Below are 23,004 nucleotides of genomic sequence, written 5' to 3'. Positions count from 1 at the left end.
CGGGTGCACCACGCCCGGGCGGCGGCGGGCAACGCCGTGGTGGCCGAGGAGGCCGGTGGCGTGCTGCGCCGGGCCCTGTCCGGGGAGGTGGCGCTGGAACGCCTGCTGATCAAGGCCGCCGCCGGTGCCGGGAAGTCGTTCGTCCTGAGGAAACTGGTGGTCGAGGCCGTCGAGTACCCCGACTGCCGCCGGGTGGGGGTCGTCGCCTTCACGAACAAGCAGATCCACCCGCTGGCGGCCTCCCTCGGTGGGCTGCTGGGAGAGGACCGGGTGTGCCTGTTCGTCAGCGGCAGGCGGCGCGAGGAGGTGCCGGAGCAGACGAGTTCGCGAGTGACCCTGGCCACCACCGCCGCCGAGGTCCCGTCCGAGTGCCGGGTGGTCGTCTCCACGGCCCACCGGCTCGGCGCAGCCGGCGAGCTGGACCGACTGGGTGAGCACGTGGGTGCCGGGCACAACGGGCAGGCGGTGTTCGACGTGCTGTTCGTCGACGAGGCGTGGCAGCTTCCGCACCACCTGTTCGACCGGGTGGCCCCGGCCGCCCCGGTCGCGGTGGGGGTCGGCGACGTCGGTCAGCTCCCGCCGCTGGAGGCGGGGCAGAACCCGTGGCGGGGTGATGCGGGGTTCAACCCGTACCGGGCGTGGCCGACCGACTCCGACGGCCGGGAGGGAACCTGGGCGGTGGAGCTTCCGGCGGTGTGGCGTCCGGCTGCCGGGCACCTGGACCTGTGGCGTGCATTCTATCCACAGTGGAGCGAGCTTGACTGCGTGGCCGCCCCCGGCGACCGGAGGCTGGTCGTCGACGGGCTGTCAGGGGAGGCGGGGGCGGTCTGGCGGCAGGTCGGCACCGGGGTGCCGACGCTGCTGGAGGTGGCGGGGCTGCCCGAGCCCGAGGCCGCCGACGTCGACCCGCCGTTGCTGGGTGCGGTCGAGTCGCTGCTCGACGCGCTGCTCGCCGCGGGCTTCGTGCTCGAACAGGCCGAGTACGACACCGAGGGGTCCCCGACGGGCAACACCCTCACCTCGCGTCCGGGGGACGGTGCGGGCGAGCCGCTGGTCGCGATCCTGGCCACGCGCAACCAGGCGGTGGACGACGCCGCCGACCTCGCCGAGCGGCTGCGGCGGAAGTACTCGCTGGCAGAGACCGAGATCGTGGCCTCCACGGTGGACTCGTGGCAGGGGCAGACCAACCGCCTCACGGTCGCCATCCATCCGTTGAGCGGGGCCTCTCGGCTCGACGAGTTCAACTCGGCCTTCGGGCGACTGGCCGTCACCTGCACCCGCGCCACCCACGGACTGTTGCTGCTCACCCGCCCCGGCATCGACGAGCTGCTCGACCAGGCCCCCGCCCGGCCGGGAACTCCGTTCGGCGAACCGGGCACCCGGCAGCTGCCACGGCAGACCCACCGGCGCATCCTGGAGACCTTCGCGCGCGGCACGCTCACCGTCGAGGAGCGATGAGCGGTACCGCGTGTCCCCCGCGAGCGGGGCAGGCGAGTCAGTCGGCAGCCGCCGCCTGCCCTTCGCGGGCGGCCCGGGCTCGGTTCCGGCGTGGCCGAGGTCGTGGGGAACTCCGCTGTCGGGCGAGTGTCGGTGCTTCGCGGTAACTTCCCGAACATGGAACAGCGGATCAGCCTCGTCACTCTCGGTGTCGCCGACCTCTCGCGGGCCAAGGAGTTCTACGAGCGCCTGGGGTGGCGGGGCCAGGCGCTGGAGCAGATCGTGTTCTTCCAGACGGGCTGCATGGCCTTCGCGCTCTGGGGCAGGGAGGAACTCGCCGCCGACAGTGGCCTGGCCGGTGAGAGTGACGGCGGGTTCGGTGGAATCTGCCTCGCGCACAACGTCCGCCACCAGCACGAGGTCGACGAGATCATCGAAGCCGCACGGCAGGCGGGAGCCACGGTGACCCGTCCCCCCGCCGAGACGTTCTACGGCGGTTACGCCGGAGTGTTCACCGACCTCGACGGGCACGCCTGGGAGATCGCCCACAATCCCGGTTTTCCGCTCGCCCCGGACGGTTCCGTCACCCTCCCCGACTTCGGTGCCCGGTAGCCATCCGTCACGAACAGACGACGCCGTACCCGATGGGAGCGGGAGGGGTCACTCGCGGGGCTTGAGCCGCACGTGGGGCAGTTCCGGAGCGGGCAGGGTTTCGGTCCACTGCGCGGGGAACCGCCCGTACTGGCGGGCTTGCCCGGTGCCCGGGTGTTCGCGTTCGTACTGCCACCGTCGGCGGTGGGCGGCGATCTCCTCGTGGTCGCCTCCGACGAAGTTCCACCACATGACGATCCGCTCCCCGAGGGGACTCCCGCCCAGCAGCAACATTCGTGCCGGTTCCCCCGGTGCGGCCTCCAGGGTGAGCCGGTCGGGTCCGGTGTCCCGGCAGACCAGTTCTCCGGCTCTCGCCCGGACACCGGCCACGGTCACCGCGCCGGTGTCCACGAGTACTCCGTGCTCGAAGGTGGGGTCGACCTCCAGGGTCAGTTCTCTCCCCGGACGGAGGGTGATCTCGGCGCCGAGCAGGGGGGTGTAGGTCGACACCGGTGAGCTCCGGCCGAGCAGGCTGCCCAAGAACACCGACACGCGGGTTCCGTCCCGTTCCAGCGGGGGCGGTGCGTAGCTGTCGAACGCGGGGTCGGTGAGGCGGTGTCGTTCGGGCAGCGCCACCCACAGCTGCGCCCCGCGCAGGACACGTGTGTCCGCTGTGGAGTGTTCGGAGTGGGCGATGCCCGATCCCGCCGTCATCAGGTTGAGTTCACCGGGACGAACCAGCGCGTGTGTTCCGAGGGTGTCGCGGTGCTCCACCTCGCCGTCGAACAGCCAGGAGACGGTTTGTAGCCCGGTGTGCGGATGGCCGGGCACCCGCATGCCACCGGTGGTGGCGACGTCGTCGGGTCCGTAGTGGTCGACGAAGCACCAGGCCCCGATCAACGAGCGTTGCCGCTGTGGCAACGTGCGGCGCACCGTCATCGCCCGCGGCCCGCCCAGCGGCACCTCACGGGGCCGCAGCAGTCGGGCACGTCCGGCTTGGTCCTCGGTGTTGGTGCAGGTCAGCTCCGCCGGGGCGGTTTCCAGGTTGCTCATCGTCTCTCCCTCGCGGCGGAGCGGTCCGGCCGGTGTTTGTCCACCCCGAGTATGCGGCACGGCGGCGCGGAGGGAGCGCTGGAGCGGCGCGGCGGTACCTCCGCCTGGAGCACGACGCGGCGGGTGATGCCGGACCCCCTCGGGACCGGTGTCGACGAGATCCGTTCGCCTGTCCCCTGGTGTGGCGTCACCACGTGCCCGGGGCTGTTTCCCGTGATCCTGTTCGAGAAGCGGATCTGAGTCCTCGGCCGCCGCTCGCGGTTCGGTGGCGGGCGCGGTGGAGGCGGTACGCTCGTGCGTCGTTTCGCCGTGTGCGACTGGACCGGTCTCCCCGGGGCCGGTCGGTGCGGCCGGCCGTCGACGCGGAGGGAAGTGCCGCAGTGGATCAGTCCCCCGAGTCCGAGAACAGTGGTGGTGCACACCCTGTTCTCGTCCCGCTGCTGGCCCTGCTCGGTGTTCTCGCCCACGGGTCCTGGATGCTGGAGTCGTTCGAGGGGTGGAAGTACGGCATCGGGCCGCTCGAACTGCTCGGTGGGGTGAGCAATCTTCTGGTCGTGGCGGGGCTCGGGGTGGGGACCCTGGGGATGCTGCTGCGACGTCGCTCCGGACGTTGGATCACGGCCGGGGCGGCAGTGGGGGCGATCGTGGTGATCACGGTGGTCGTCGTTTTCCTGTTGGTGGAGCTGACGCGCACGGGGGACGGTTCCACTGCCGGTTTTCTGGAGGTGGTGCTCTCTTTCCTGCTGGTGGCGTTGCTCGGGCCGATCCTCACGCTCGTGCTCACCCTCACCCCTCCGTGAACCGGAGTCCGGTGGTGACGGGGCGACGTGCGTCATGGGGCGAGGCCGGCCCGCGCCGGCCCGGTGAACGCGGAAACCGGCGCGGCCGGACGGTTCAGCGGGTGCTCAGACGGAGCTGCCCTGGCGTTGGCCGCCCGCCAGACGGTCCTCCACGGCCTCGGCGATGTAGGCCAGACCCGCCTCGCTTCCGGGCAGCGTGTCGAGCTGGGTGAGGAAACCGTGGGTCTGTCCGGGGAAACGCCGCTGCCGCACCCGCACCCCGGCCTCCTCCAGTCGTCGCGCGTAGGCCTCCCCCTCGTCGCGCAGCACGTCGTGCTCGGCGGTCAGCACCACGGTCTCCGGCAGCCCGGAGAGGTCCTCGGCCCGCAGCGGGGAGACCTCGGGGGCCAGACGGGCCTGGGCGTCGGGGAGGTAGTGGTCCCAGAACCAGATCATGGTGTCCCTGGTCAGGATCACCTGGTTCTCCGGGTCGGTGTAGGAGGCGGTGTCGAGGTCGCAGTCGGTGACCGGGTAGACCAGGATCTGCATGGACGGTTGGGCCGTGGCGGTGGCGGCGGCCCGCGCGGAGACCACAGCGGCCAGGTTGCCGCCGGCGCTGTCCCCGGCGACCAGCAGCGGAACCGGGCCTGCGGTGAGTCGTTCACGTTCGCGGTCGGCCCATCGCAGTGCCGCCCAGCAGTCCTCGACCGCGGCGGGGTAGCGGTGTTCCGGGGCCAGCCGGTAGTCCACCAGCACCACCGAGCACCCGGTGCGGGCGGCCAGTACCCGGCCGAACACGTCGAACTCGTCGACACTGCCCAGCACCCACCCTCCACCGTGGTAGTAGACGAGCAGGGCACGCGGGGACTCCACGGGATGCAGCACCCGGGCCGGGACGGTGCCGTCCGGGCCCGCTATCCCGATGTCGTCCACACTGTGCATCTCGGGAGCGGCGGCGGTGGTGGAGGAGAGCTGGCCGACCATGGCCGCGCGGGCCTCGGGCACGGTCAGCTCGTGCGGTGGTGCGGCGTCGCCGGCGGCCATCGCGGCCACCAACGCCCTGGTTGCCTCGTCCAGAGCCATGCGGAACAACTCCCCGGTCGTCTCGGTGGGAACAGCACTGTGCACAGTGGTGTGTGCTTGTGGCTTTCGGCGCAACGGCCGGTGCTGTTCCGGTATTCCGGGCTGAGGTGTCCTGAGGGAGGACTCCGTCAGGTGTGCTCCTCCGAGTGCACCCGCGTGGTTTTCTCGGTGGCCAGGCGGATCTCGGCGGCGAGCTGGGGGATGGGCATGGCCACGGTGGTCTGCGAGATGTTCACCGGTGTTCCGGTCATCCTGGTGTTGGTGCGCAGCAGGAACCCTTTGAAGCCGGGGACGCGTCGCAGGAGCTTCTCCGGGTCGTCGAGCACGATGCTCAGCACCCGTTGGGTTCCGTCGACGTCGGCCATCGCCCCGGCTATCTCGTCCCACGCGATGAAGCCGACGCTGGTCAGCGAGGCGTGGTCGCGCAGCCCCGCGTTGTCCAGCAGCACCACCGGTCTCGGCCGGAACAGGCGCAGCGCGCCGTAGACCAGGCACGCGCCGAAGAAGGCCACCCCCAGCCCGCCCGTGGCCAGGAACAGCCCGGCCCGTGGGGCCGAGCGCATGGCGGTGAGCGCCTCGTAGCACATGAACAGTCCGAACAGGGCGAAGACCAGCGCGCCCAGTGTCACCAGCGACAGCCGGACCCTGTTCGGGTACACCGCCAACAGGTAGCCGGGCTCGCCCGGGCTCTCGGACCGCTGGAACGTGTTCATCTCTCCTCCTGGCTCCCGCCTGGTGGCCGCGTGTGTCACGTGGTGGGCACTCCCGGAGCGGAAAGCCTGCCATCCCGGTGGGAGCGGGATGGTACCGGGCGGGCAGGAGGAGCCGATTTTGCCTAAAATTGGCCTCAGGTGGGCTCGTCGTCCCTGCTACCCAGTCCTTCGACGGCGGCCGTGGCCAACAACAGCAGCACGACCACCCCGGCCGTCCACAGTGCGCTCGGGATGAGCAGCGCGCTCAGCACGACCAGCACGGCACACGTCGGGTGGGCGAGTCCGGGCCGGTCCTGGCCGGGCAGCACCCCGAACAGCCAGAGACTCAACAGCACCACCGCGACGGCGACCGCCAGCGGCAACGCCGCCCAGCGTTGCGTCCCCGGGGCGGCGGTGCTCTCGGCGAGCAGCCGCGCCGCTCCGCCGACGGCTCCCATCGCCCCGACGAGCAGGTAGTGCCCGTACTCCCAGATCCGGGCGCCCCCGCTCGCGGCCACGGTGGCGTGCGGCACCGCGTGGTACAGCCACAGCAGCGCCACGGCCGCCGTCGCCGTGGTGACCGCGACGACGAGCAACGGCCCGTTGCCCGGGGATTCCAGCCCGAGACGGAGGGCGTGCACGGTGGCCACGATCACCTGGGCGGCCACGGTCAGGGTGAAACGCCCGTAGCGACCGGCGAGGTGGCCGGGGTTGGTGGGCAGCGACCCGTGTCGCCGCGCCCACGGCGGTACGGCGACCTCGCACAGCGCCAGCACCAGGAACGCGGCCAGCATCCACCGTTCCGGCAGCGCGAGCCTGCCGAACCAGGCCAGCTGCAACACCACCATGCCGAGGGCGAACCGCAGGCAGGTGGCCCGGCGTGCCGGGTCTCCCACGGCCGCGCGGACCCACTGCGCGGCCAGTGGCAGCCGCATGACCGCGTACCCTACGGTGATCACGGCGAAGTCCCGTTCCGCCACGGCACCGGGCACCCCGGCGGCGAGTGTGGCCGCCCCGAGGATGAGCAGTGTGGTCACCATCCAGGTGAGACCGTCGTCGGTGTCGTAGGCCGAGCAGAACCACGCGAAGTTGAGCCAGGCCCACCAGATCGCGAAGAACACCATCGCGAACCCGAGCACCGCCGTACCGACCGCGCCGGTGCCCAGCATGTGGGCCAGCCGTACGGCGGCGAAACCGGAGGCCGCGGAGAAGGCCAGGTCGAACAGCAGTTCCAGCTGGGTCTGCCCCCGCGACTCGGCGGGGTTTCGGGCGCGCATGGGCCGGTACAGCGGCCGGGCCACGGATCCCGCGCGGGCCGCCATGCGTCAGGCGTGCGCGACGGTCGGCCGGGCGCTGCTGGAGTAGACCGCCAGCCCCAGCATGCACAGCGTGGACAACCCGGCCAGCACGATCGGGGTTACGGCGTGGGTGAGCAGGGCGAACACCGCCAGCAGCGCCAGCAGCAGCAGAACCACCAGCCGTGAGACGGCGAGTTTTCCGGTGCGGGCGCGGATGTAGAGCAGGTTGCCCAGCAGATACAGCCCCGGACCGCCGGTGACGCAACCGACGACGGCCGCGTCGAGGTGCCCCAGCGGGTGCAGCGTCACCTGCTCGATGGAGACGGCCAGCACGATCGCCCCGGCGATCATGACCGCGTGCGCGTAGGCGAACGCCGACCGGGCGATCGCCGTCTGGTGGCTTCCCTCCGGGTCGTGTTCGACCTCGTGGCTGATGCGGAACCCGAAGTAGTTCCACCACAGCAGCACCAGCCCGGCGAAACCGAGCACGGTCGCGGCGATCACGGGCGCGGTCAGCTCCACGTCGACGAGCGCGAATCCCATGATCAGGATCGACTCGCCCAGCGCGATGATGAACACCAGCCGGTTGCGTTCGGCCAGGTGCTCGCGGTGCAGCGGCCAGGTGTGCTCGGCTCGGCTGCCCAGCCCGGGCAGGTAGAACCGCACCATCGGGGCCGCGTAGTCGACCACCACCGCCACCACCCACAGCCACAGCTGGTGGGCCGGCAGCAGCGCACCCACGATCCAGAACACCCCGGCCAGCACGCTCCAGACCAGCAGGTGGGTGTAGTTCCTGCCGAGGGGCAGCCCCCGGCACGCCCACACCACGAAGGCGGTGCGCACCACCTGGAGGAACACGTAGCAACCCGCGAACAGCAGTGCCTCGTCGTCGAAGGCGGCGGGCAGGGACACGGACATGCCCAGCGCGGCCAGCATGAGCACCGCCAGCAGCACCCGCACCGCCGTGTGTTCCGGGTTGAGCCAGTTCATCGCCCACGCCGTGTAGTTCCATCCCCACCAGACGGCCAGGAACAGCACGGCCGTTTCGGCGATGCCGAGGCCGGTCAGGTGCGCGAGCAGGAAATGGGACAGCTGGATCACGGCGAAGACGTACACGAGGTCGAAGAAGAGTTCGATCGCCCCGACCTCGGGGGCCTCGCCCGCACGACGTTGCCGGAGCACGGATTCGCCGCCGCTGGTGTGCATGGCGCGGAGAGTAGCAACCGGACGGCCCTCGGCCCCGGAAGGCGACGCCCGTGTCGGTACGCGAGGGGGCTTCCTCGGCGATCCGGAGGGGCCACGAACCGCGCCCCGGAACGTGAAAGGGTTGGCTGTCCTGCGGTTATCGACTCCGTTTGTGGGGCTACGAAAAGGTTGTGTTTCCCGAGCTGCGGGGCGGCTGCCTAGCGTCGACGGTGTGGTCGGTGCCGACGCACCGACCGTGCCGACACGAACGGGGAGGGACGAGCATGACCGGCACGTTGCGTGACAAGGTCGCCGTGATCGGCGGAGGGGCCAAGAACCTGGGAGGGTTGTTGGCCACGACCTTCGCCGAACGGGGGGCGAAGGTCGTGGTGCACTACCACGGCGACTCCTCGGCCGAGGACGCGGACAGGACCGTCGAGGCCGTGCGCCAGGCGGGTTCGCAGGCGGTCTCAGTGCAAGGGGACCTGACCCGGGTGAGCGATGTGCGGCGGCTGTTCGACACGGCGGTGGACACCTTCGGCGGAGCCGACATCGCCGTGAACACCACCGGAATGGTGCTGCGCAAGCCGATCCTGGAGACCACCGAGGAGGAGTACGACCGCATGTTCGCGGTCAACGCCAAGGCGGGCTACTTCTTCATCCAGGAGGCCGGGCGCAGGCTTCGTGACCACGGCAGGATCATCAGCCTGGGTACGTCGTTGCTGGCGGCGTTCACCGACGGCTACTCCACCTACGCGGGGGGCAAGGCGCCGCTGGAGCACTTCACCCGTGCGGCGGCCAAGGAGTTCGCGGACCGGGGGATCTCGGTCAACACCGTGGCCCCGGGGCCGATGGACACTCCGTTCTTCTACCCGCAGGAGACGCCCGAGCGGGTGGAGTTCCACAAGTCGATGGCCATGGGCAACCAGCTCACCCAAATCGAGGACATCGCCCCGATCATCGAGTTCCTGGCCACCGACGGGTGGTGGTTCACCGGCCAGACCCTGTTCCCCAACGGCGGTTACACCACCCGCTGAGGAACGAGACCGTCGAAGACAGCGGTCGGAGGCAGTCCCGGGCCGGGGCGCGCCAGGGAGGTGGCCTCGCCACGCGCCCGCCCGCGCGTCCCCGGCTAGGCTGGGTCGTGGCCACCACCGCGAACCGGGACGCGACACATGGGTCTGGACCTGCACAAACTGCACCATCTCGTCGCCGTGGCCGAGGAGGGCAGTTTCACCCGTGCGGCCAAGCGGCTGCACCTGTCCCAGCAGGCGCTGTCCACCTCGATCCGCGCCCTGGAACGGGAGGTCGGCGTGGCCCTGCTCGACCGGAGCGGCAGCACGCTCACCGTGCTGCCCGCCGGACAGGCCCTGATCGCCGACGCCCGCGTGCTGCACGGCCTCGCCCGTTCGGCGGTGCACCGCGCCCGCCGCATCGGTCGGGGGGAACCCGAAACCCTCAGCATCGGTCACACCCCGGCCGTCACCGGCGAGGAGGTCACCACCCTGCTGGCCCGGGCACACCGCACCCGTCCCGAGCTGGCCTCGCGCATCAACCAGCGCTACCCGCACGAACTCGTCGAGCAGCTGCTGGCCGGAGACCTCGACCTCGGCCTGTGCCGGGCCATGACGCCCGTGCACGGGCTGACCCGCAGCCTGCTGACCCACCACCGCCTGCACGTGGCCGTGGCCGCCGAGCACCACCTGGCCGACCGCGCCGCCGTCGAGCTCACCGAACTGGCTGAGGAGACCGTCGTGGTCTGGGGGACACCAGGCCGTTCCGGCTACACCGACCTGCTCGTCGAGCACTGCCGCCGGGCCGGTTTCGAACCCCGCCTGCGGCGCAACCCGGTCCAGGGCACCCCGCCGACCACCGCCGTGCTCGGCACCGACCACATCGCCTTCGTCACCGACGCCCCGGGCCGGACGGCGGACGGCCGGGTCCGCGTGCTCGAGCTGCGGCCGCCCCACTTCGTCCCCCTGCACGCGCTCTGGCCGCAGCACACCACCCACCACGCCCGCGAGGCCTTCCTCTCCGCGACGGCCGACTGACCGGGGCTACCGGTCGCCGGTGAGAGCTCCTCTCCGGTGTCTCCGGCGGTTCCACGGTGTCCACCCGGGATGCGGCCACGTCGAGGCGGGCCGTTTCGCGCGTGCAACCCGGCGGGTCCGGTGTGGGGTTCCGCCGTATCGTGGCCGGGGCCGGCTGTTCGTTTGAACCACCCGTGTCGTGGGTAACAGCCGATCAAGCGACGACGTCGAACCACGAAACGGAGTTCGCGGTGGGTATTCTCAGCTGGATCCTGTTCGGACTGATCGCCGGAGCGGTGGCCAAGCTGATCCTTCCGGGCAAGGATCCGGGCGGGATCATCGTCACCATCCTCATCGGCATCGTCGGTGGGCTGCTCGGTGGCTGGATCAGCACGTCCGTCTTCGACGGGGCGGGAGTGTCCGGTTTCAACCTCGCCAGCTTCGTCTGGGCCGTGGTCGGCTCGCTGATCCTGCTGGTCCTGTACCGCCTGGTCTTCCACCGCAGCAGGTCGTAGCACGCACGGTCGCCGTGCCGGTTCCGGAGGCAACCGGCACGGCGGCAGCGGGACTCAGCGCAACGCCAGCGGCAGGTAGGTCGCCCCGCGCAGCTCCTCCGCGTCGATGGTGCGCGGGGTGTAGTCGATCTCGGCCAGCCGTTCCCGCATCCGCCGCACCGGGTCGGCCCTGCGGGTCGGGCTGCCGATCATGATCGCCGCCCAGGGCTGTTCGGTGGAGCGGAAGAAGACGCGGGTGTCGAAGGTGCGTCCCAGCTGTTGCCAGGGGCGGCGCAGGCTGTCCGCGGTCTCGGCGGTGGGAAAGCTCAGGTGCGGCCTGCTCACGTGGGTGCTGAGCACTCCGCCGGGGGTGAGCAGCCTCCGGTAGGTCTCGAAGAACTCCTGGCCGTACATGGCGTTGTAGCCCTCGGTGGAGTCCTGGTCCTCCTCGGGCAGGTCGAGCACGATCACGTCGTAGCTGTCGCCGCGCCGCAGCGCCTCGGCGACGAAGTCCGCCCCGTCGGCGTAGTGCAGTCGCACGGGGCCTTCCCAGTGCTCGGCGCGTTTCACGTCCTCGGGGGTGTAGCCGAAGGGCAGGTGGTCGGCGCACAGCCGTACGCACTCGGGGTCGATGTCGACGTGGTCGACACGTTCCGCGCCGAGTTCGGCGGCGATCTGGGGCACGGGTCCCTCGCTGCACCCGATGACCAGCACTCGTCGCACCTGCTCGGCCAGCAGTGCGGCCGGTATCAGCTCGGCCTCGTGGAAGGCCAGTTGTCCGCACTCGGCGCTCTGGGGGTTGTCGTCGCAGAACAGGGTGACCCCGAGGCGGGTGCGTGCGATCAGCATCCGTTGGAACTCGGTGTCGGCCGTGCAGTGCACCTCGTGCAGCCGCCACAGATCCGCCACGTCCTCGCGTATGGGTTCGCGCAGCCAGGAGCCCGTGGTGTTCGCCATCCTCACCGCCGTTTCCTGCTAGCCGATGCGGGCCGAAAGTCGGTTCGGAGTCACTCCGAATACAGCGTAGGAGCGCCCGGAGGGGAGTGCCGTGGGTGGGTCTCCGGGCACGTCCGGATCGAGTGAACTCATTTCATGTATTGCTACTCGACAGTAGCTCGTGTGTACTCTCTCCGTTGTGTCCCGGATCACTCTAGAGCAGACTTTTCCGGATCCCGGAAGCGGGGTGGAACGGTCTGCCCTTCCGTTCGGAAAGGAAACGACACCATGCGCCGATTACCCACGCTCGCCGCGGCCGCGTTGGCCGCGCTGCTGTGTGCCCAACCCCTCGCCCCGCTCGCCGATGCCGCCGAGCAGACCGGTTTCACCGTCCGCAGGGAGGCCATCCCCGGTGCGGGAGGCGTGACCCTGGACGCGAAGGTCGTCGAACCGGCCGGTCCGGCGCGGGAACCCCGACCCCTGCTGGTGATGCCCGCCAGCTGGGCGGTGCCCAACATCGAGTACCTGGGAGCGGCCTCCGGGCTGGTGCACGACTCGGGCTATGTCGTGGTCACCTACACCGCCCGGGGGTTCTACGCCTCCGAGGGAGAGGTGGAGGTGGCCGGTCCGGAGGACGTCGCCGACGCCAGCCGCGTGATCGACTGGGCGGTCTCCCACACCTCGGCCGGTGCGGAGAACGTCGGCATGGCCGGGATCTCCTACGGGGCCGGGATCAGCGTCCTGACCGCCGCCGAGGATCCCAGGGTGGACGCCGTGGCCGCCATGAGCGGCTGGGCCGACCTGGCCGCGTCGCTGTACCCGAACGACACGGTCAGCGCGGGTGCCGCCGAACTGCTGCTCGGCATCGGGCACGTGACCGGACGTTTCGGGGAGGACCTGCGCGAACTGGAGCGGGCCTACCGCGAGCACCGCACGGAGGACGCGCTGCACCTCGCCCCGGAGCGTTCCCCGGCCAACCGGGTCGAGGAGCTCAACGAGAACGGCACCGCCGTGCTGTTGGCCAACGCCTGGCAGGACTCGTTCTTCCCTCCCAAGCAGATCACCGACCTGTTCGGGGCGTTGAACGGACCCAAACGGCTGATGCTGGCCCCCGGCGACCACGCCACCCCGGAGGCCTTCGGCGCAGCCGGTCTGCCCAACCGCATCTGGGAGCGGGCCACGGAGTGGTTCGACCGGCATCTGCGCGGAGTGCGCAACGATCTCTCCGACAGTGCTGTGGAACTCGAACCGCTCAACGGTTCCGGGTGGCGCGAGTACCCCTCCTGGGAGGCGGTGACCACCGAGACCGGTCGGTTCCGCCTGACGGAGCCCGTCTCCGACGGCTGGCCGCGCCCGGAGACCGGAGAGCTGGTCGAGGGGCCCGCTTCCGACTGGCAACACCGGATCGACGTGGGGGATCCCACCCTGGCCCGCAGCGGCACCGTCATGCTCAGCGGTCTGCTTCAGGGCTTCGCGCGCGTTCCGGTGGGGGTCTCGGTTCCCCTGGTCGACCGGGACGACGCGGCCGTGTGGAGCTCGGAACCACTGCCGTCCGGGGGCACGGTGAGCGGCACCCCACGGCTGCGGCTGTCTGTCACCCCGACGGGGCGGGAGGTCTCGCTGTTCGCCCACCTCTACGAGGTGGGGCCACTGGGCAAGGGCAGTCTGATCACCCACAAGCCGATTACCGTGCGTAATAACGAGCCGGGAGTGCCGAGCGAGGTGGACCTGGCGCTTCAGCCGGTGGTGTGGAACGTCTCCGCCGGTAACAGGCTGGTGCTGGTGGTGGACACGGTGGACGCCCGGTACCGGGAGGAGGGGCGTGGCTCCGTCGCCTTCGGCTCCTCGTCCACGGCCCCGGCGGAGCTGCGCATACCCTTCGGGTGAGGCGGGGCGAGGCGTGCCCCTCCTGAAAACAATCAAGAAAACCTGGTTGCCCGGTCGGTTTTTCGCGTTGACCGACCGGGCATCCGGGAAACGACACGAATTGTGTCCGAGCGGAAGCGCAGTGCGTTTTCCGGGCGGAAAGATCCCATTCTTCGGGCCAGCCGGTAAGCGAGTGTTCCACAATTCCCGGAAGTGCCTGTACCGTGGGACCATGACGGATGTTCGGCCCCCTGGTGTGCGGGGTGGCGGCGCTCGCGGAGGGCCCCACCGGAGTTCACTGAGCCGTATGTCAGGGGATATGTACGCTCGTGGTGTGGACATGCAGTGCCCCAGTGCCGCGCGCATGTTCGATTACTACCTGGGGGGAACGGCCAATTTCGCCGTGGACCGACAGGCCGTCGACCGGTTGCTGGGGGAAGTCCCCGAGGTGCAGGTTTACGCGCGCGCAACACGCGCTTTTCTCGGAAGAATGATTCGCTTTCTCTGCGATCGAGGAATTGATCAGTTCCTCGACCTGGGATCGGGAATGCCCACGGTCGGCAACGTGCACGAGGTCGCCCAGCGCCGGTGCCCCGAGGCCAGGGTGGCCTATGTGGACATCGAGCCGGAGGTGGTGGCTCACTCCAGACAGTTACTGCGTGGAACCGAGCGGGTGACGGTCACCCAGGCGGACATCCGGGATCCGGAGACCGTGTTGGCCGCTCCGGGGGTCACCGAGCTGCTGGACTTCAGCCGTCCGGTGGCGGTGTTGGCCGTGTCGATCCTGCCGTACGTCTCCGACGAGGACGATCCGCCGGGGATCATGGCCCGCTACCGGGACAGCTGCCCGGCGGGCAGCTACCTGGCCGTCTCCCACGGGACGGCGCTGACCATGTCCGCCGAGCAGGTGCACAGCAGTGAGAACGCCTACCGCGACACCCACACCCCGGTGATCATGCGTGATCCGGAACGGATCCGGGAGCTGTTGCCCGGATACGAGCTCGTCGAACCCGGCCTGGTCCCGCTGCCCGAGTGGCGTCCCGAACCGGACGTGAACGCCGCCCAGGACGGCACGGACTCGGCGAACGGGGTCGCCGCCGTGGGATACCTGCCGGACGAGCCACTGCGGGCGTGGTAGGGACCGGGGCGTTCGGCGGTCGCGGGGCACATCCGGGCACGGGGAGGGGAACGGTCCGGAAGCGGTCCCGAACCGTTCCGATGATGTCTGCTCGCTCAGCGTGAGCGACGAGGGACCCGTGTCCCCTTGGAAAGAAGGCCTGGAAGAAGGCCGGTGACAGCGGGGTGATCCTCACCGTTCTCGAAGGAGTGCCCGAGGGGTCAGGAAAAAACCGGGGTGGTGTATCCCGAAGGCCCAGGATTCGGGGCATACCGGGATCCTACGGATGACGATCCGTTACGGATCACAGCGACTCCGTGCTTCTTGACCAGGTGGAATCCCACCAGGGTTATGGGAAGCGGGGTCAGTGGTGTCAGTGCCGTCAGGACCGCGCAACCGAATGTCATGGGCGGACCGCTGAACGCGAGACCGACACCGGTGATCAGAAGTCCGGCCAGCAGCGAGAACGCGATCAGTGAGGAGAAGGGCCTCATCTCTTTTCCTTTCTCAGTCGACGAAAAAACTTCCGAACGAGATGATGAGTACTCCGACAATTCCGAGCCACAGGACGAGTTGCGATGTCGTCGTGACGCGCCGATTTCTGGTGGTCAAGATCGACGAGGTTATGAAAAGTAGAATACTCGCGATTCCGATGACTCCGGAAGTTACCCCCCAATTCATGGGCAGATCACTCGTTTCCTCTGGTTGGGTCCGGCTTGTTTTCGGTCAGCAAACGTGCTGTCCGATGAAGTTGTACACGGCACTGAAGGAACCCGCCACCGCCGAAAGTTGACTCAGCATCTCGGGGGCCAGAAATACTCCTGCCACCTCCAGTCCGCCTGAAGCTGCTGCCGCTGCCAGAGCCGCTGCTCCCATGCCGTAAACGGCTGAGGCCACCGCCCAGGTGCATGCTCCGGAAGGGACCTGCCCCTCGAAGTGGGCCGAAAGGTTCCCCCGGGAATCCTTCGCCAGGATCAGAGGAGTACCGTTGACGGTTCCTATTCGGGCCCGTTCTCCGGGAGAGAGGTCTTTCACGATCTGTTCCGCTCCGGGAACTCTGTCCACCTCGGGTGCTGTGGGCTCTTCTTGTTTCCGCGTCGCGTGCCTCGCTGTTATGGCCGAAGTGGGAAGGGGGGATCGTACCTGGGAGTGTTCACTCGCTGTGGCGGTCTTTCCTGAGACGCCCATGAGCGTTGCGCTCAGGAGGCCGGTCAACACGAGGGCAGTGGTTTTCTCGATGGTCATGTGCTTCTGAACTCCGAGTGTCAGAAAATGACGATGTTCCTTCCGGGAAACTAGCACAGAGTGAAACTTTGATCAAATAGGTGTTTTCTTCGTTGGAAGGGGGTTTTCTTCGCTTTCGGGGTGAATCGTGCGAATCGTTGGTTTTTTCCGGCGTGGATTTTCGGGAGGGGACGTTTCCGGCGAACGTTAACAATCCGGTTATTTTCGTGTTCGGCACTGTTCGGGCGTTGTTCCTCGTGCTTTTTCCGTGTGTTCGTTCTCTCCGCTCGAATGCTCGACGTGCCGCTTCTCCGGGTGTGGGTGCCGCTGGCGGAGGCCCTTCCGGGAGGGGGGGGGGAGCCGTCCCCGGCGGGTCTTCCGGTGTTCGGGATCGTGCGGTTCGGTGTGCAACCTCACGCCGGAGTGTTCCGTCAGACGGGACTTCCGGCCGTGTGGTTGGCGACTAGTGACCAAGTAGTTGACCTGGCCATTCTTTCGGGTGACCTTTGGACGCGTTCCGATCACAAAGCGACAAGATCGCTGTCCACGAAGGAGCCCAGCTTGTCCTTAGCACGCATCGCATCCCGGGCCGCCGCCGCGGCACTGATCGCCGTCGGCATCGCTGCCCCGGCTCAGGCCGCCGCCTCCGCCGAGGCCCCCGCTCCCGAACCGATGATCATCGACGGCGACTACGCCACCGACGCCCCCTGGGCCGCGCGGATGTTCGCCGACGGCAGGGAGATGTGCAGCGCCAGCGTGATCGCCTCCCAGTGGGTGCTCACCGCCCAGCACTGTGTCCAGGGAGCCAACCAGATCAGCTTCCGGGTGGGCAGCCTGGACCAGACCCAGGGACGTGAGGTCTTCGCCGCTGCCGGCGGGGTCCACGTGCACCCCAGCGCCGACCTGGCCCTGGTGAACGTGCGCAGCAGCGTCGACGTCGAGTACGCCCCACTGGGCGAGCCCGGTGACGCCCAGCTCTGGGAGACCGTGCAGACCTACGGGTGGGGAGCCACCTGCACCGACCGTCCGGAGGCCGAGTGCCAGTCCCAGTGGCTCAAGGTCGCCGACGTCACCGTGACCGACACCTCCTGCTCGGACTACCGCGGCGGCACCGCGATCTGCGCCTACCGCGGTGACGGCATCCCCGCCGGCGGCGACTCGGGCGGGCCGATGTTCGCCAACGCCCCCGACGGCGAGTACGTGCAGGTGGGCGTGGCCTCCACCAGCGACCGCTCCAGCCGTACCGCCTACACCAGCGTCGCCGAGTACCGGGGCTGGATCGAGTCCTACGCCGGTGTGTGACCGGCGACAGTGAACCGCACCGCGTCACCGGCGGTCCCCTCCTCAGGGGACCGCCGGACGTGTGTCCGGGGCGTGACGAGATCTCGGTGGGCTCCGTTCCGGGCGTTCCTCAGGACGCCGGCGCGAACCCGACCCGCATGGAGAAGATCTCCTCGTCCTCCAACAGCGCCTTGAGCAGGAGGGTGGGACCGCGTTCGTCGTGGCTGTCCACCTCGGCCCGCAGCTTCACGTCCCGTTCCGCCGGTATGAGCCGACTGGCGTGGATCAGTTCCAGGTGCCACGGTATCCGGCGCGGTCCCGGTGCGAACCTCTCCAGCAGCAGGAGGCCGAGTCGTTCCAGGCTGGAACCGAGCATGGCTATCGGCAGGGTGGGAAATCCGGGAAAGTGTCCCGGACAGGCGTCGAGACCGGGCGTGATCGTGGCCGAGGCCGACCGGGTCCCCAGGCGTACCCCCTCGGGTTCCGGAGGAGAGGTGTAGGGGCTCGACGGCGGGGAGGGTGGTTCGTCCCCGCGTCGTGTGTGCGCGAACACCCGCTCGAAGGCCTCGGCGGAGAACACGGCGAACTCCAGCTCCAGTCTGAAGAGCGGCTCCTCCGAGGCGGTGAGGATCGTGCTCGTGGTGGTGGCCGCGCGTTCCGAACGGAGCTCCCCGGTGGCCTGCCCGGACAGGGGGCCCGTGGGGCGGGATCGGGTGGCCAGCCTGTCGAGGCTGCCCCGCCGGGCCAGGTAGTAGCGGCGTCGTCCGTCCCGGGTTCCGGAGGCCGCCGCGCACAGCCCGAGGATCGCCGAGTGCCGTGCGGCCTCGGAGATGGTCAGCGGAGCCTGTTCACCCGGTTGCTGTTCGACGGGGACGGCGCAGACAGCCTCCCCGGGGCTGGGGAAACGCACCCCGCGCAGTGCGAAGTAGGGCTCGCGGACGCCTATCCGCGCGTACACGGTCTCGTCGATCTCCGTGCCCATCGGTGTTCCTTCGCCCGACTCGGTGAGTACGGGACGACCCGTCCCGCTCCCCGAGCACCGGCTCGGAGTCCGGCCAGACGGTCGCCCCCGCTTTCCCCGGTGATCGTGGAGGCGGAGGCTGACCCGGCGCTGACAGGCCGCTGACGCCACCTCGGTGGTTCAGCCCAGGCTCAGGTACCTGCGGTCGTTGAACTTCTCCCCGACGCAGGAGGCGCCCAGGTCGTGGCCGATGCGTTCGATCACGTCGGCCAGCTCCAGCCTGTTGAGCCAGTCTCGGGGCAGGGCCGCCGTCCCGTGGCGCGCGCCGAGGATGGCCCCCGTGATGGCCGCGGTGGTGTCGCTGTGTCCGGAGTGGTTGACCGACAGGCGCAGCGCGTCGCGGAACTGGTCGCGCTTGGGCAGCGCCAACGCGCAGTACACCCCGATGGCCAGCGCCTCGGGCCCGACCCATCCCTGCCCCAGCCGTTGGATGTAGGAGGTGCGCACGTCGATCCGGGCCAGGGTGGCCGCGTCGGCCAGTGCCGTGGCGGTCTCCCCGTCCTCGCGCAGCACTCGTCCGGCGGCCTGGTCCACCGCCTGCGGGAGGCGTCTGCCCTGGACCGCCAGCAGGTGGATCAGGGCGGCCATGGCTCCGGCGGAGGCCCATCCGCCGGGGGCCCCGTGGGTGAGGGCGCCGAACTGGCAGCCCAGGGTGTAGGACATCTCCACGGTGGGGGCGAATCCCGCGGCGGCCGCCCGGTCGACCGCGCCGCATCCCTTGGAGGTGTTGGCGGGTTGGTCCGGAGTGCCGAGAATCTCCTCCTGCAGAGCGCGCAGGCTGGTCAGGCCGGGGGACCGGTTGGCGTAGAGCTCGTGCTCGGCCATGAGGCCGGTGGCCCCGTAGTGGGGCTTGCTCTCCTGCTGGGTGATCAGCCACCGCCGGTAGGCCGCCGCAGTCGCTTCCACGGGACGCCACTTGCCCCCGTTGTTGCCGGTCGCCCAGGCGTGCAGATAGCCCTCGCCGGTGAACAGCAGCATCTGGGTGGCGTCGCCGAGCAGGGCCTGCGGTGGTGGTTCGACGACTCCGTCCGGTCCGTAACGGGTGCGGATCTCGCCGTGGTCGGCGAACTCGACCGGCACGCCGAGGGAGTCACCAAGAGCAGCACCGAGCAGGCACCCCACGGCACGATCCACCACTGTGGACGATGTCGACACGCGGGATACCTCCACAGTGCTCCGGGTGGTGTTCGGGCGCGAGTCCCGACTCTACTGGGCGTCGTGAGTGCCTGTCTTGGAACCGTGTCCGCGAGACCGGGGGGCGAGAGGAGGGTGCCCCCTCTCGGGGCGGGACGCGCACCGTGTGGTGACGGGTTCTCGCCACGTCCTCCGGGTGCGGACGTGGCGGTCCTCCCGGATCTTCCGGGGTGACTGCCCTGTTCACGTGGTGTTCTCCCGCTGGTCCGGAACCGGTTGCCAGGCACTTCCCCCGGGAGCTTGGCAGACGGGTGACACCCGGTCTCATTCGAGTTTGCTCACATTTTGTGGTTTTTGCCTCCCTGAGAAGGTGAACACTCCACCGTTGGGGTGAGCTGAGGTGAAGCCTGCCACGTCTGTCGGTTCGTGTGGTTACCGTGGATCGGTTTCGTCGACATTCATCCACACGAGGGAACTTTCGTTCATAACGGAAAAACGGGAAAACTGACGTGGGACCGATCTTCGGGGGGTTATGCCACCGGACGACAGCTCGCCCGGCGGGCCGAGCCACGGCTACGAGTTCAGACTGCTCGGCCCGCTGGAGGTGCTTCACCACGGCGTGAGTCAGCCGCTGGGCAACTCCGCCGTGCGCAGCGCGCTCGCCTGCCTGCTGCTCGAACCGAACCAGGTCGTGTCCATGGACCGGCTCATCGACGCGCTCTGGGGAGAGCACCCCCCGCGCACGGCGCGCACGATCATCCACGGCTACGTCTCCAGGCTGCGCAAGCTGCTCACCCCTCGGGAGGGTGAAAGTGACCCGGAGGCCCCCGAGATCGTCACCCGTTCCCCCGGGTACCTGCTGCGGGTGGACAGCGAGCGCATCGACGCCCACCGCGCCCGCGCGCTGATCAACCGGGCCGGCAACCTGGAACCGGCGGAGCGCTCCCGCGCGCTCACCGAGGCGTTGAACCTCTGGCGGGGTCCCGTGTTGGCCGACATCTCCTCCGACAGGTTGCACCGCATGGTCGCGCCCAACCTGGACGAGCTGCGCCTGATGGCGCTCGAGGAACGCATCGCCGCCGACCTGGAACTCGGCAGACACCGCGAGCTGGTGGTCGAACTGTCCGAGCTCGTGGAGCGGTACCCGCTGCGGGAACGCCTCACCGGCCAGCTGATGCTCGCCCACTACCGTTCCGGGCAGCGTGCCCGCGCCCAGGAGTGCTACCACGAGCTGCGGGAGTGGCTCTCGGACGAACTGGGGCTCGACCCCGGCCCCGACCTCCGCACCCTGTACGAGCGGATGCTGCGCGACGACGAGAGCCTGCTGCTGCCCCGGCGAAGCCCGACGGGCGGTTCGGGCTGCGCCGAGACCGGGGTCACCGCCAGTCCCGCGGAACTGCCACCCCGGGTGGCCGGTTTCGTGGGGCGCTCCGCGGAACTGGCCGCGCTGGACCGGATGCTGGACGAGGAGGACCGGGACTCCGCGAACCTGCTGGCCGCCGTCACGGGAACCGCCGGGGTCGGCAAGAGCGCGTTGGCCGTGAACTGGGCCCACCGCGTGGCCGACCGCTTCCCGGACGGACAGTTCTACGCGGCACTGCGTGGTTTCGACTCCGAACGCCCGCCGCTCTCCCCCGGGGAGGTGCTGACCGGATTCCTGAAGACGCTCGGCATCGCCGACGACGTCATCCCGGTCGAGCTGGGGGAGCGCGCCGCGCTCTACCGGTCGCTGTTGGCGAGTCGCCGCGTGTTGATCCTGCTCGACGACGCCAGGGACGCCGATCAGGTGCGGCCGCTGCTGCCGAACAGCTCCGGTTCGCTCGTACTGGTGACCAGCAGGCGCAGACTCGACGGTCTGGTCGTGCACAACGGGGCCCGGACGTTGCCGTTGGAGACGCTGTCCCCGTCGGCGGCGGTGGAGCTGCTGGACACGGCCGGAGTTCCGGGAAGGGCCAGGTCCGAGCCGCAGGCGGCGCGCGAACTGGCCGAACTGTGCGGCGGGCTGCCGCTGGCCCTCCGCATCGCCGCCGCGCGGCTGGCCGCGAACCCGGGGCGGGCGGTGCGGGAGCTCGTCGGTGAGCTCACCTGCGAACGGGACAGGCTCTCCGCCCTGGACATCGACGACGCCGACACCAGCGTCCGTCGGGCCTTCGACATCTCCTACCGGAGTCTGCACCCCTGTCAGGCGCGGACCTTCCGTCTGTTGGGGCTGGTTCCCGGCCACACCTTCACCTCCCACGCCGTGGCCGCGCTGTGCGGGACGGATCCGGACACGGCCCGGCGCAGGTTGCGCGCGTTGACCCTGGCCCACCTGGTGAGCGAGCCCAAACCGGACAGGTTCGCCATGCACGACCTGCTGCGGCTGTACGCCGGTGAGCTACGCGACTCCGCGGCGGAGGGGGAACCCGACGAGCAGCCGGAGTCCGCTTTGCGCGGGCTGACCGAGCACTACCTGGCCGCCGCCGACCACGCCAGACGGTTCCTGCGTCCGCCCCGGGACGAGCTGGACTTCTCCGGGTGGGAGTGGGTGGTGCCGGCCATCTCCGGCAGGGAGCAGGCGCTGGAGTGGTTCGACGCGGAGTGGGCGAACATCGTGGCCGTCATCGACGCCGCCGCCCGGCACGGCTGGGACCGCGTGGTGTGGCAGCTGGTGCGGTTGCAGTTCAACTACCTGATGGTGCGGTGTCCCTGGGAGGACTGGGTGCGGATCTACACCAGGGGGCTGGAGTCCGCGCGCCGGTTGGACGATCCCGACGGCAAGGTGCTCATGCTGGCCGGCCTCGGGGTGGTGCACTCCCGCTCGGGGAACCCGGAGGTGGCACTGAAGTACTACGCCGAATCGTATTACGTGGCCTCCGCCCTCCCCGAACGGGCGAAACTGGCCATGACCCAGGTGAACATGGCCAGCGCCCTGTTCCGGATGGGGCGTTACGCGGACGCGCGGCGGCACTGCGAGGAGGCGCTGTGCACCTACCGCGCCGAGGGGGACCGCTACGGCGAGGCCGGAGCCCTGAACAACCTGGCCCAGGTGGACCAGGTCTTCGGACACCACTCGGCCGCCCTCGACCGGTTGCGCCAGGCCGAGCGGCGCTACCGGGAGGCGGACGATCTCGAAATTCTGGCCATGGTGTTGAACAACTGTGGTGAAGTGTGTGTGGAACTGGACAGGATGGACAACGCGCGACGCTACTACGGGGAGGCGCTCGAGGTGGCACGGCAGTGCGGCTCCACCATGCGGCAGGCCGCCGCCTACATGGGTCTGGGCGACGTCGCCTCCCTGCGCGGTGACACGGCCGTGGCGCGTCGTCGCTGGGAGACCGCGCTGTCGATCTTCGAGGCGGGCGGTTCCCCCCGGGCGGCGGAGCCGCGCGCGCGGCTGGCCGAGCACGGCCCGGCAGGGGGAGCGTGAGGCACCGGTCGGGGCCGCGTCCGCGTTTAGTCGTCGTTTAGTCCGTGATTAGTCGCTACTGCCAATCTGTGTCATGTGCGCTTCGGCAGTCGCGGACACCGCGGACCGGAACGCACCGCGCGGTGACTCCTCGGGGGAACGGGGTCATCCGCGCACAGCGGCGTGCGGGTGTGGTCCTCGGGCCGCACACTGCCGCCGAAGGGGTCAGGTTGGTCCGGGCAAGGGGGACCGGAAGGACATGGGGGTGAGCGCGGGCTCCGTGTGCTGGGGGTACGGACGGCACGGAGTCCGCGCTCGTGTTCTCGACGACGTCCCTGTCGGGGACGACGTGCCGGGCCGGGCGCTCCCGGCGGTGCGGGAGTGTTCGCGGGGCC

At 69.7% G+C, this 23,004-nt stretch carries 19 protein-coding genes; 10 read left to right on the top strand and 9 right to left on the bottom strand.

Annotated features, from left to right (window positions below):
* Both CEP50_RS09805 and CEP50_RS09800 read left to right on the top strand, forming a co-directional pair.
* The coding region (locus CEP50_RS09805; protein WP_219905410.1) for an AAA family ATPase at positions 1–1,458 on the top strand (1,458 nt) is incomplete at its 5' end.
* A gap of 156 nt (positions 1,459–1,614) precedes the next feature.
* The gene (locus CEP50_RS09800) at positions 1,615–2,049 is read left to right on the top strand and encodes a VOC family protein (protein ID WP_106113641.1); all 435 of its coding nucleotides are present in this window, start codon (positions 1,615–1,617) and stop codon (positions 2,047–2,049) included.
* Positions 2,050–2,097: 48 nt separating this feature from the next.
* Here the strand turns inward: CEP50_RS09800 and CEP50_RS09795 are convergent, their stop codons facing one another.
* Positions 2,098–3,081: a pirin family protein gene (locus CEP50_RS09795; RefSeq protein WP_106113630.1), complete on the bottom strand. Its 984-nt coding sequence runs from the start codon at positions 3,079–3,081 to the stop codon at positions 2,098–2,100.
* A 380-nt stretch (positions 3,082–3,461) separates the two neighbouring features.
* On the opposite strand from CEP50_RS09795, the gene CEP50_RS09785 reads away from it, so the two are divergent.
* Positions 3,462–3,881: a hypothetical protein gene (locus CEP50_RS09785; protein WP_106113628.1), complete on the top strand. Its 420-nt coding sequence runs from the start codon at positions 3,462–3,464 to the stop codon at positions 3,879–3,881.
* A 105-nt stretch (positions 3,882–3,986) separates the two neighbouring features.
* On the opposite strand, the gene CEP50_RS09780 is transcribed toward CEP50_RS09785, so the two are convergent.
* The 4 genes from CEP50_RS09780 to CEP50_RS09765 all read right to left on the bottom strand — a co-directional run bounded on the left by CEP50_RS09780 (position 3,987) and on the right by CEP50_RS09765 (position 8,139).
* Positions 3,987–4,943: an alpha/beta hydrolase gene (locus CEP50_RS09780; protein ID WP_106113640.1), complete on the bottom strand. Its 957-nt coding sequence runs from the start codon at positions 4,941–4,943 to the stop codon at positions 3,987–3,989.
* A 128-nt stretch (positions 4,944–5,071) separates the two neighbouring features.
* On the bottom strand, positions 5,072–5,656 hold the full coding sequence (locus CEP50_RS09775; protein WP_106113627.1) for an STM3941 family protein: 585 nt from the start codon (positions 5,654–5,656) through the stop codon (positions 5,072–5,074).
* A 134-nt stretch (positions 5,657–5,790) separates the two neighbouring features.
* The gene (locus CEP50_RS09770) at positions 5,791–6,957 is read right to left on the bottom strand and encodes a low temperature requirement protein A (protein ID WP_106113626.1); all 1,167 of its coding nucleotides are present in this window, start codon (positions 6,955–6,957) and stop codon (positions 5,791–5,793) included.
* Between the two features lie 3 nt (positions 6,958–6,960).
* Positions 6,961–8,139, bottom strand: coding sequence for a low temperature requirement protein A (locus CEP50_RS09765; protein WP_106113625.1), 1,179 nt, complete (start codon positions 8,137–8,139; stop codon positions 6,961–6,963).
* Between the two features lie 263 nt (positions 8,140–8,402).
* On the opposite strand from CEP50_RS09765, the gene CEP50_RS09760 reads away from it, so the two are divergent.
* The 3 genes from CEP50_RS09760 (at position 8,403) to CEP50_RS09750 (ending at position 10,663) form a co-directional block, all read left to right on the top strand.
* Positions 8,403–9,155, top strand: a complete 753-nt coding sequence (locus CEP50_RS09760; protein ID WP_106113624.1) for an SDR family oxidoreductase — start codon at positions 8,403–8,405, stop codon at positions 9,153–9,155.
* A 138-nt stretch (positions 9,156–9,293) separates the two neighbouring features.
* Positions 9,294–10,169 carry a LysR family transcriptional regulator gene (locus tag CEP50_RS09755; RefSeq protein ID WP_106113623.1) on the top strand — a complete coding sequence of 292 codons (876 nt, stop codon included), beginning with the start codon at positions 9,294–9,296 and terminating at the stop codon, positions 10,167–10,169.
* A gap of 230 nt (positions 10,170–10,399) precedes the next feature.
* Positions 10,400–10,663, top strand: a complete 264-nt coding sequence (locus tag CEP50_RS09750) for a GlsB/YeaQ/YmgE family stress response membrane protein (RefSeq protein ID WP_106113622.1) — start codon at positions 10,400–10,402, stop codon at positions 10,661–10,663.
* Between the two features lie 54 nt (positions 10,664–10,717).
* On the opposite strand, the gene CEP50_RS09745 is transcribed toward CEP50_RS09750, so the two are convergent.
* Entirely contained in the window at positions 10,718–11,599 is an 882-nt protein-coding gene (locus CEP50_RS09745; RefSeq protein WP_181188308.1) for a spermidine synthase, read from the bottom strand.
* 267 nt (positions 11,600–11,866) lie between these two features.
* Here CEP50_RS09745 and CEP50_RS09740 point away from each other — a divergent pair, with 267 nt between their 5' ends.
* On the top strand, positions 11,867–13,465 hold the full coding sequence (locus CEP50_RS09740; protein ID WP_106113620.1) for a CocE/NonD family hydrolase: 1,599 nt from the start codon (positions 11,867–11,869) through the stop codon (positions 13,463–13,465).
* Positions 13,466–13,751: 286 nt separating this feature from the next.
* Positions 13,752–14,582, top strand: coding sequence for an SAM-dependent methyltransferase (locus CEP50_RS09735; protein ID WP_219905407.1), 831 nt, complete (start codon positions 13,752–13,754; stop codon positions 14,580–14,582).
* 705 nt (positions 14,583–15,287) lie between these two features.
* On the opposite strand, the gene CEP50_RS19860 is transcribed toward CEP50_RS09735, so the two are convergent.
* Positions 15,288–15,806 (bottom strand): hypothetical protein, encoded by a 519-nt coding sequence (locus CEP50_RS19860; protein WP_146134780.1) that lies wholly within the window; start codon positions 15,804–15,806, stop codon positions 15,288–15,290.
* A gap of 540 nt (positions 15,807–16,346) precedes the next feature.
* On the opposite strand from CEP50_RS19860, the gene CEP50_RS09730 reads away from it, so the two are divergent.
* Positions 16,347–17,087 (top strand): S1 family peptidase, encoded by a 741-nt coding sequence (locus CEP50_RS09730; protein ID WP_106113618.1) that lies wholly within the window; start codon positions 16,347–16,349, stop codon positions 17,085–17,087.
* Between the two features lie 109 nt (positions 17,088–17,196).
* Here the strand turns inward: CEP50_RS09730 and CEP50_RS09725 are convergent, their stop codons facing one another.
* The gene (locus tag CEP50_RS09725; RefSeq protein WP_106113617.1) at positions 17,197–18,048 is read right to left on the bottom strand and encodes a hypothetical protein; all 852 of its coding nucleotides are present in this window, start codon (positions 18,046–18,048) and stop codon (positions 17,197–17,199) included.
* A 159-nt stretch (positions 18,049–18,207) separates the two neighbouring features.
* Positions 18,208–19,242 (bottom strand): ADP-ribosylglycohydrolase family protein, encoded by a 1,035-nt coding sequence (locus CEP50_RS09720; RefSeq protein WP_258175129.1) that lies wholly within the window; start codon positions 19,240–19,242, stop codon positions 18,208–18,210.
* A gap of 511 nt (positions 19,243–19,753) precedes the next feature.
* Here CEP50_RS09720 and CEP50_RS09715 point away from each other — a divergent pair.
* Complete coding sequence (locus CEP50_RS09715; RefSeq protein WP_106113615.1) at positions 19,754–22,630, top strand: AfsR/SARP family transcriptional regulator; 2,877 nt, start codon at positions 19,754–19,756, stop codon at positions 22,628–22,630.
* Positions 22,631–23,004: the final 374 nt, after the last annotated feature.

Origin of the sequence: Actinopolyspora mortivallis (assembly GCF_003001495.1) — a bacterium.
GTDB lineage: Bacteria > Actinomycetota > Actinomycetes > Mycobacteriales > Pseudonocardiaceae > Actinopolyspora > Actinopolyspora mortivallis_A.
This window is presented reverse-complemented; position numbering and strand designations above follow the sequence as displayed.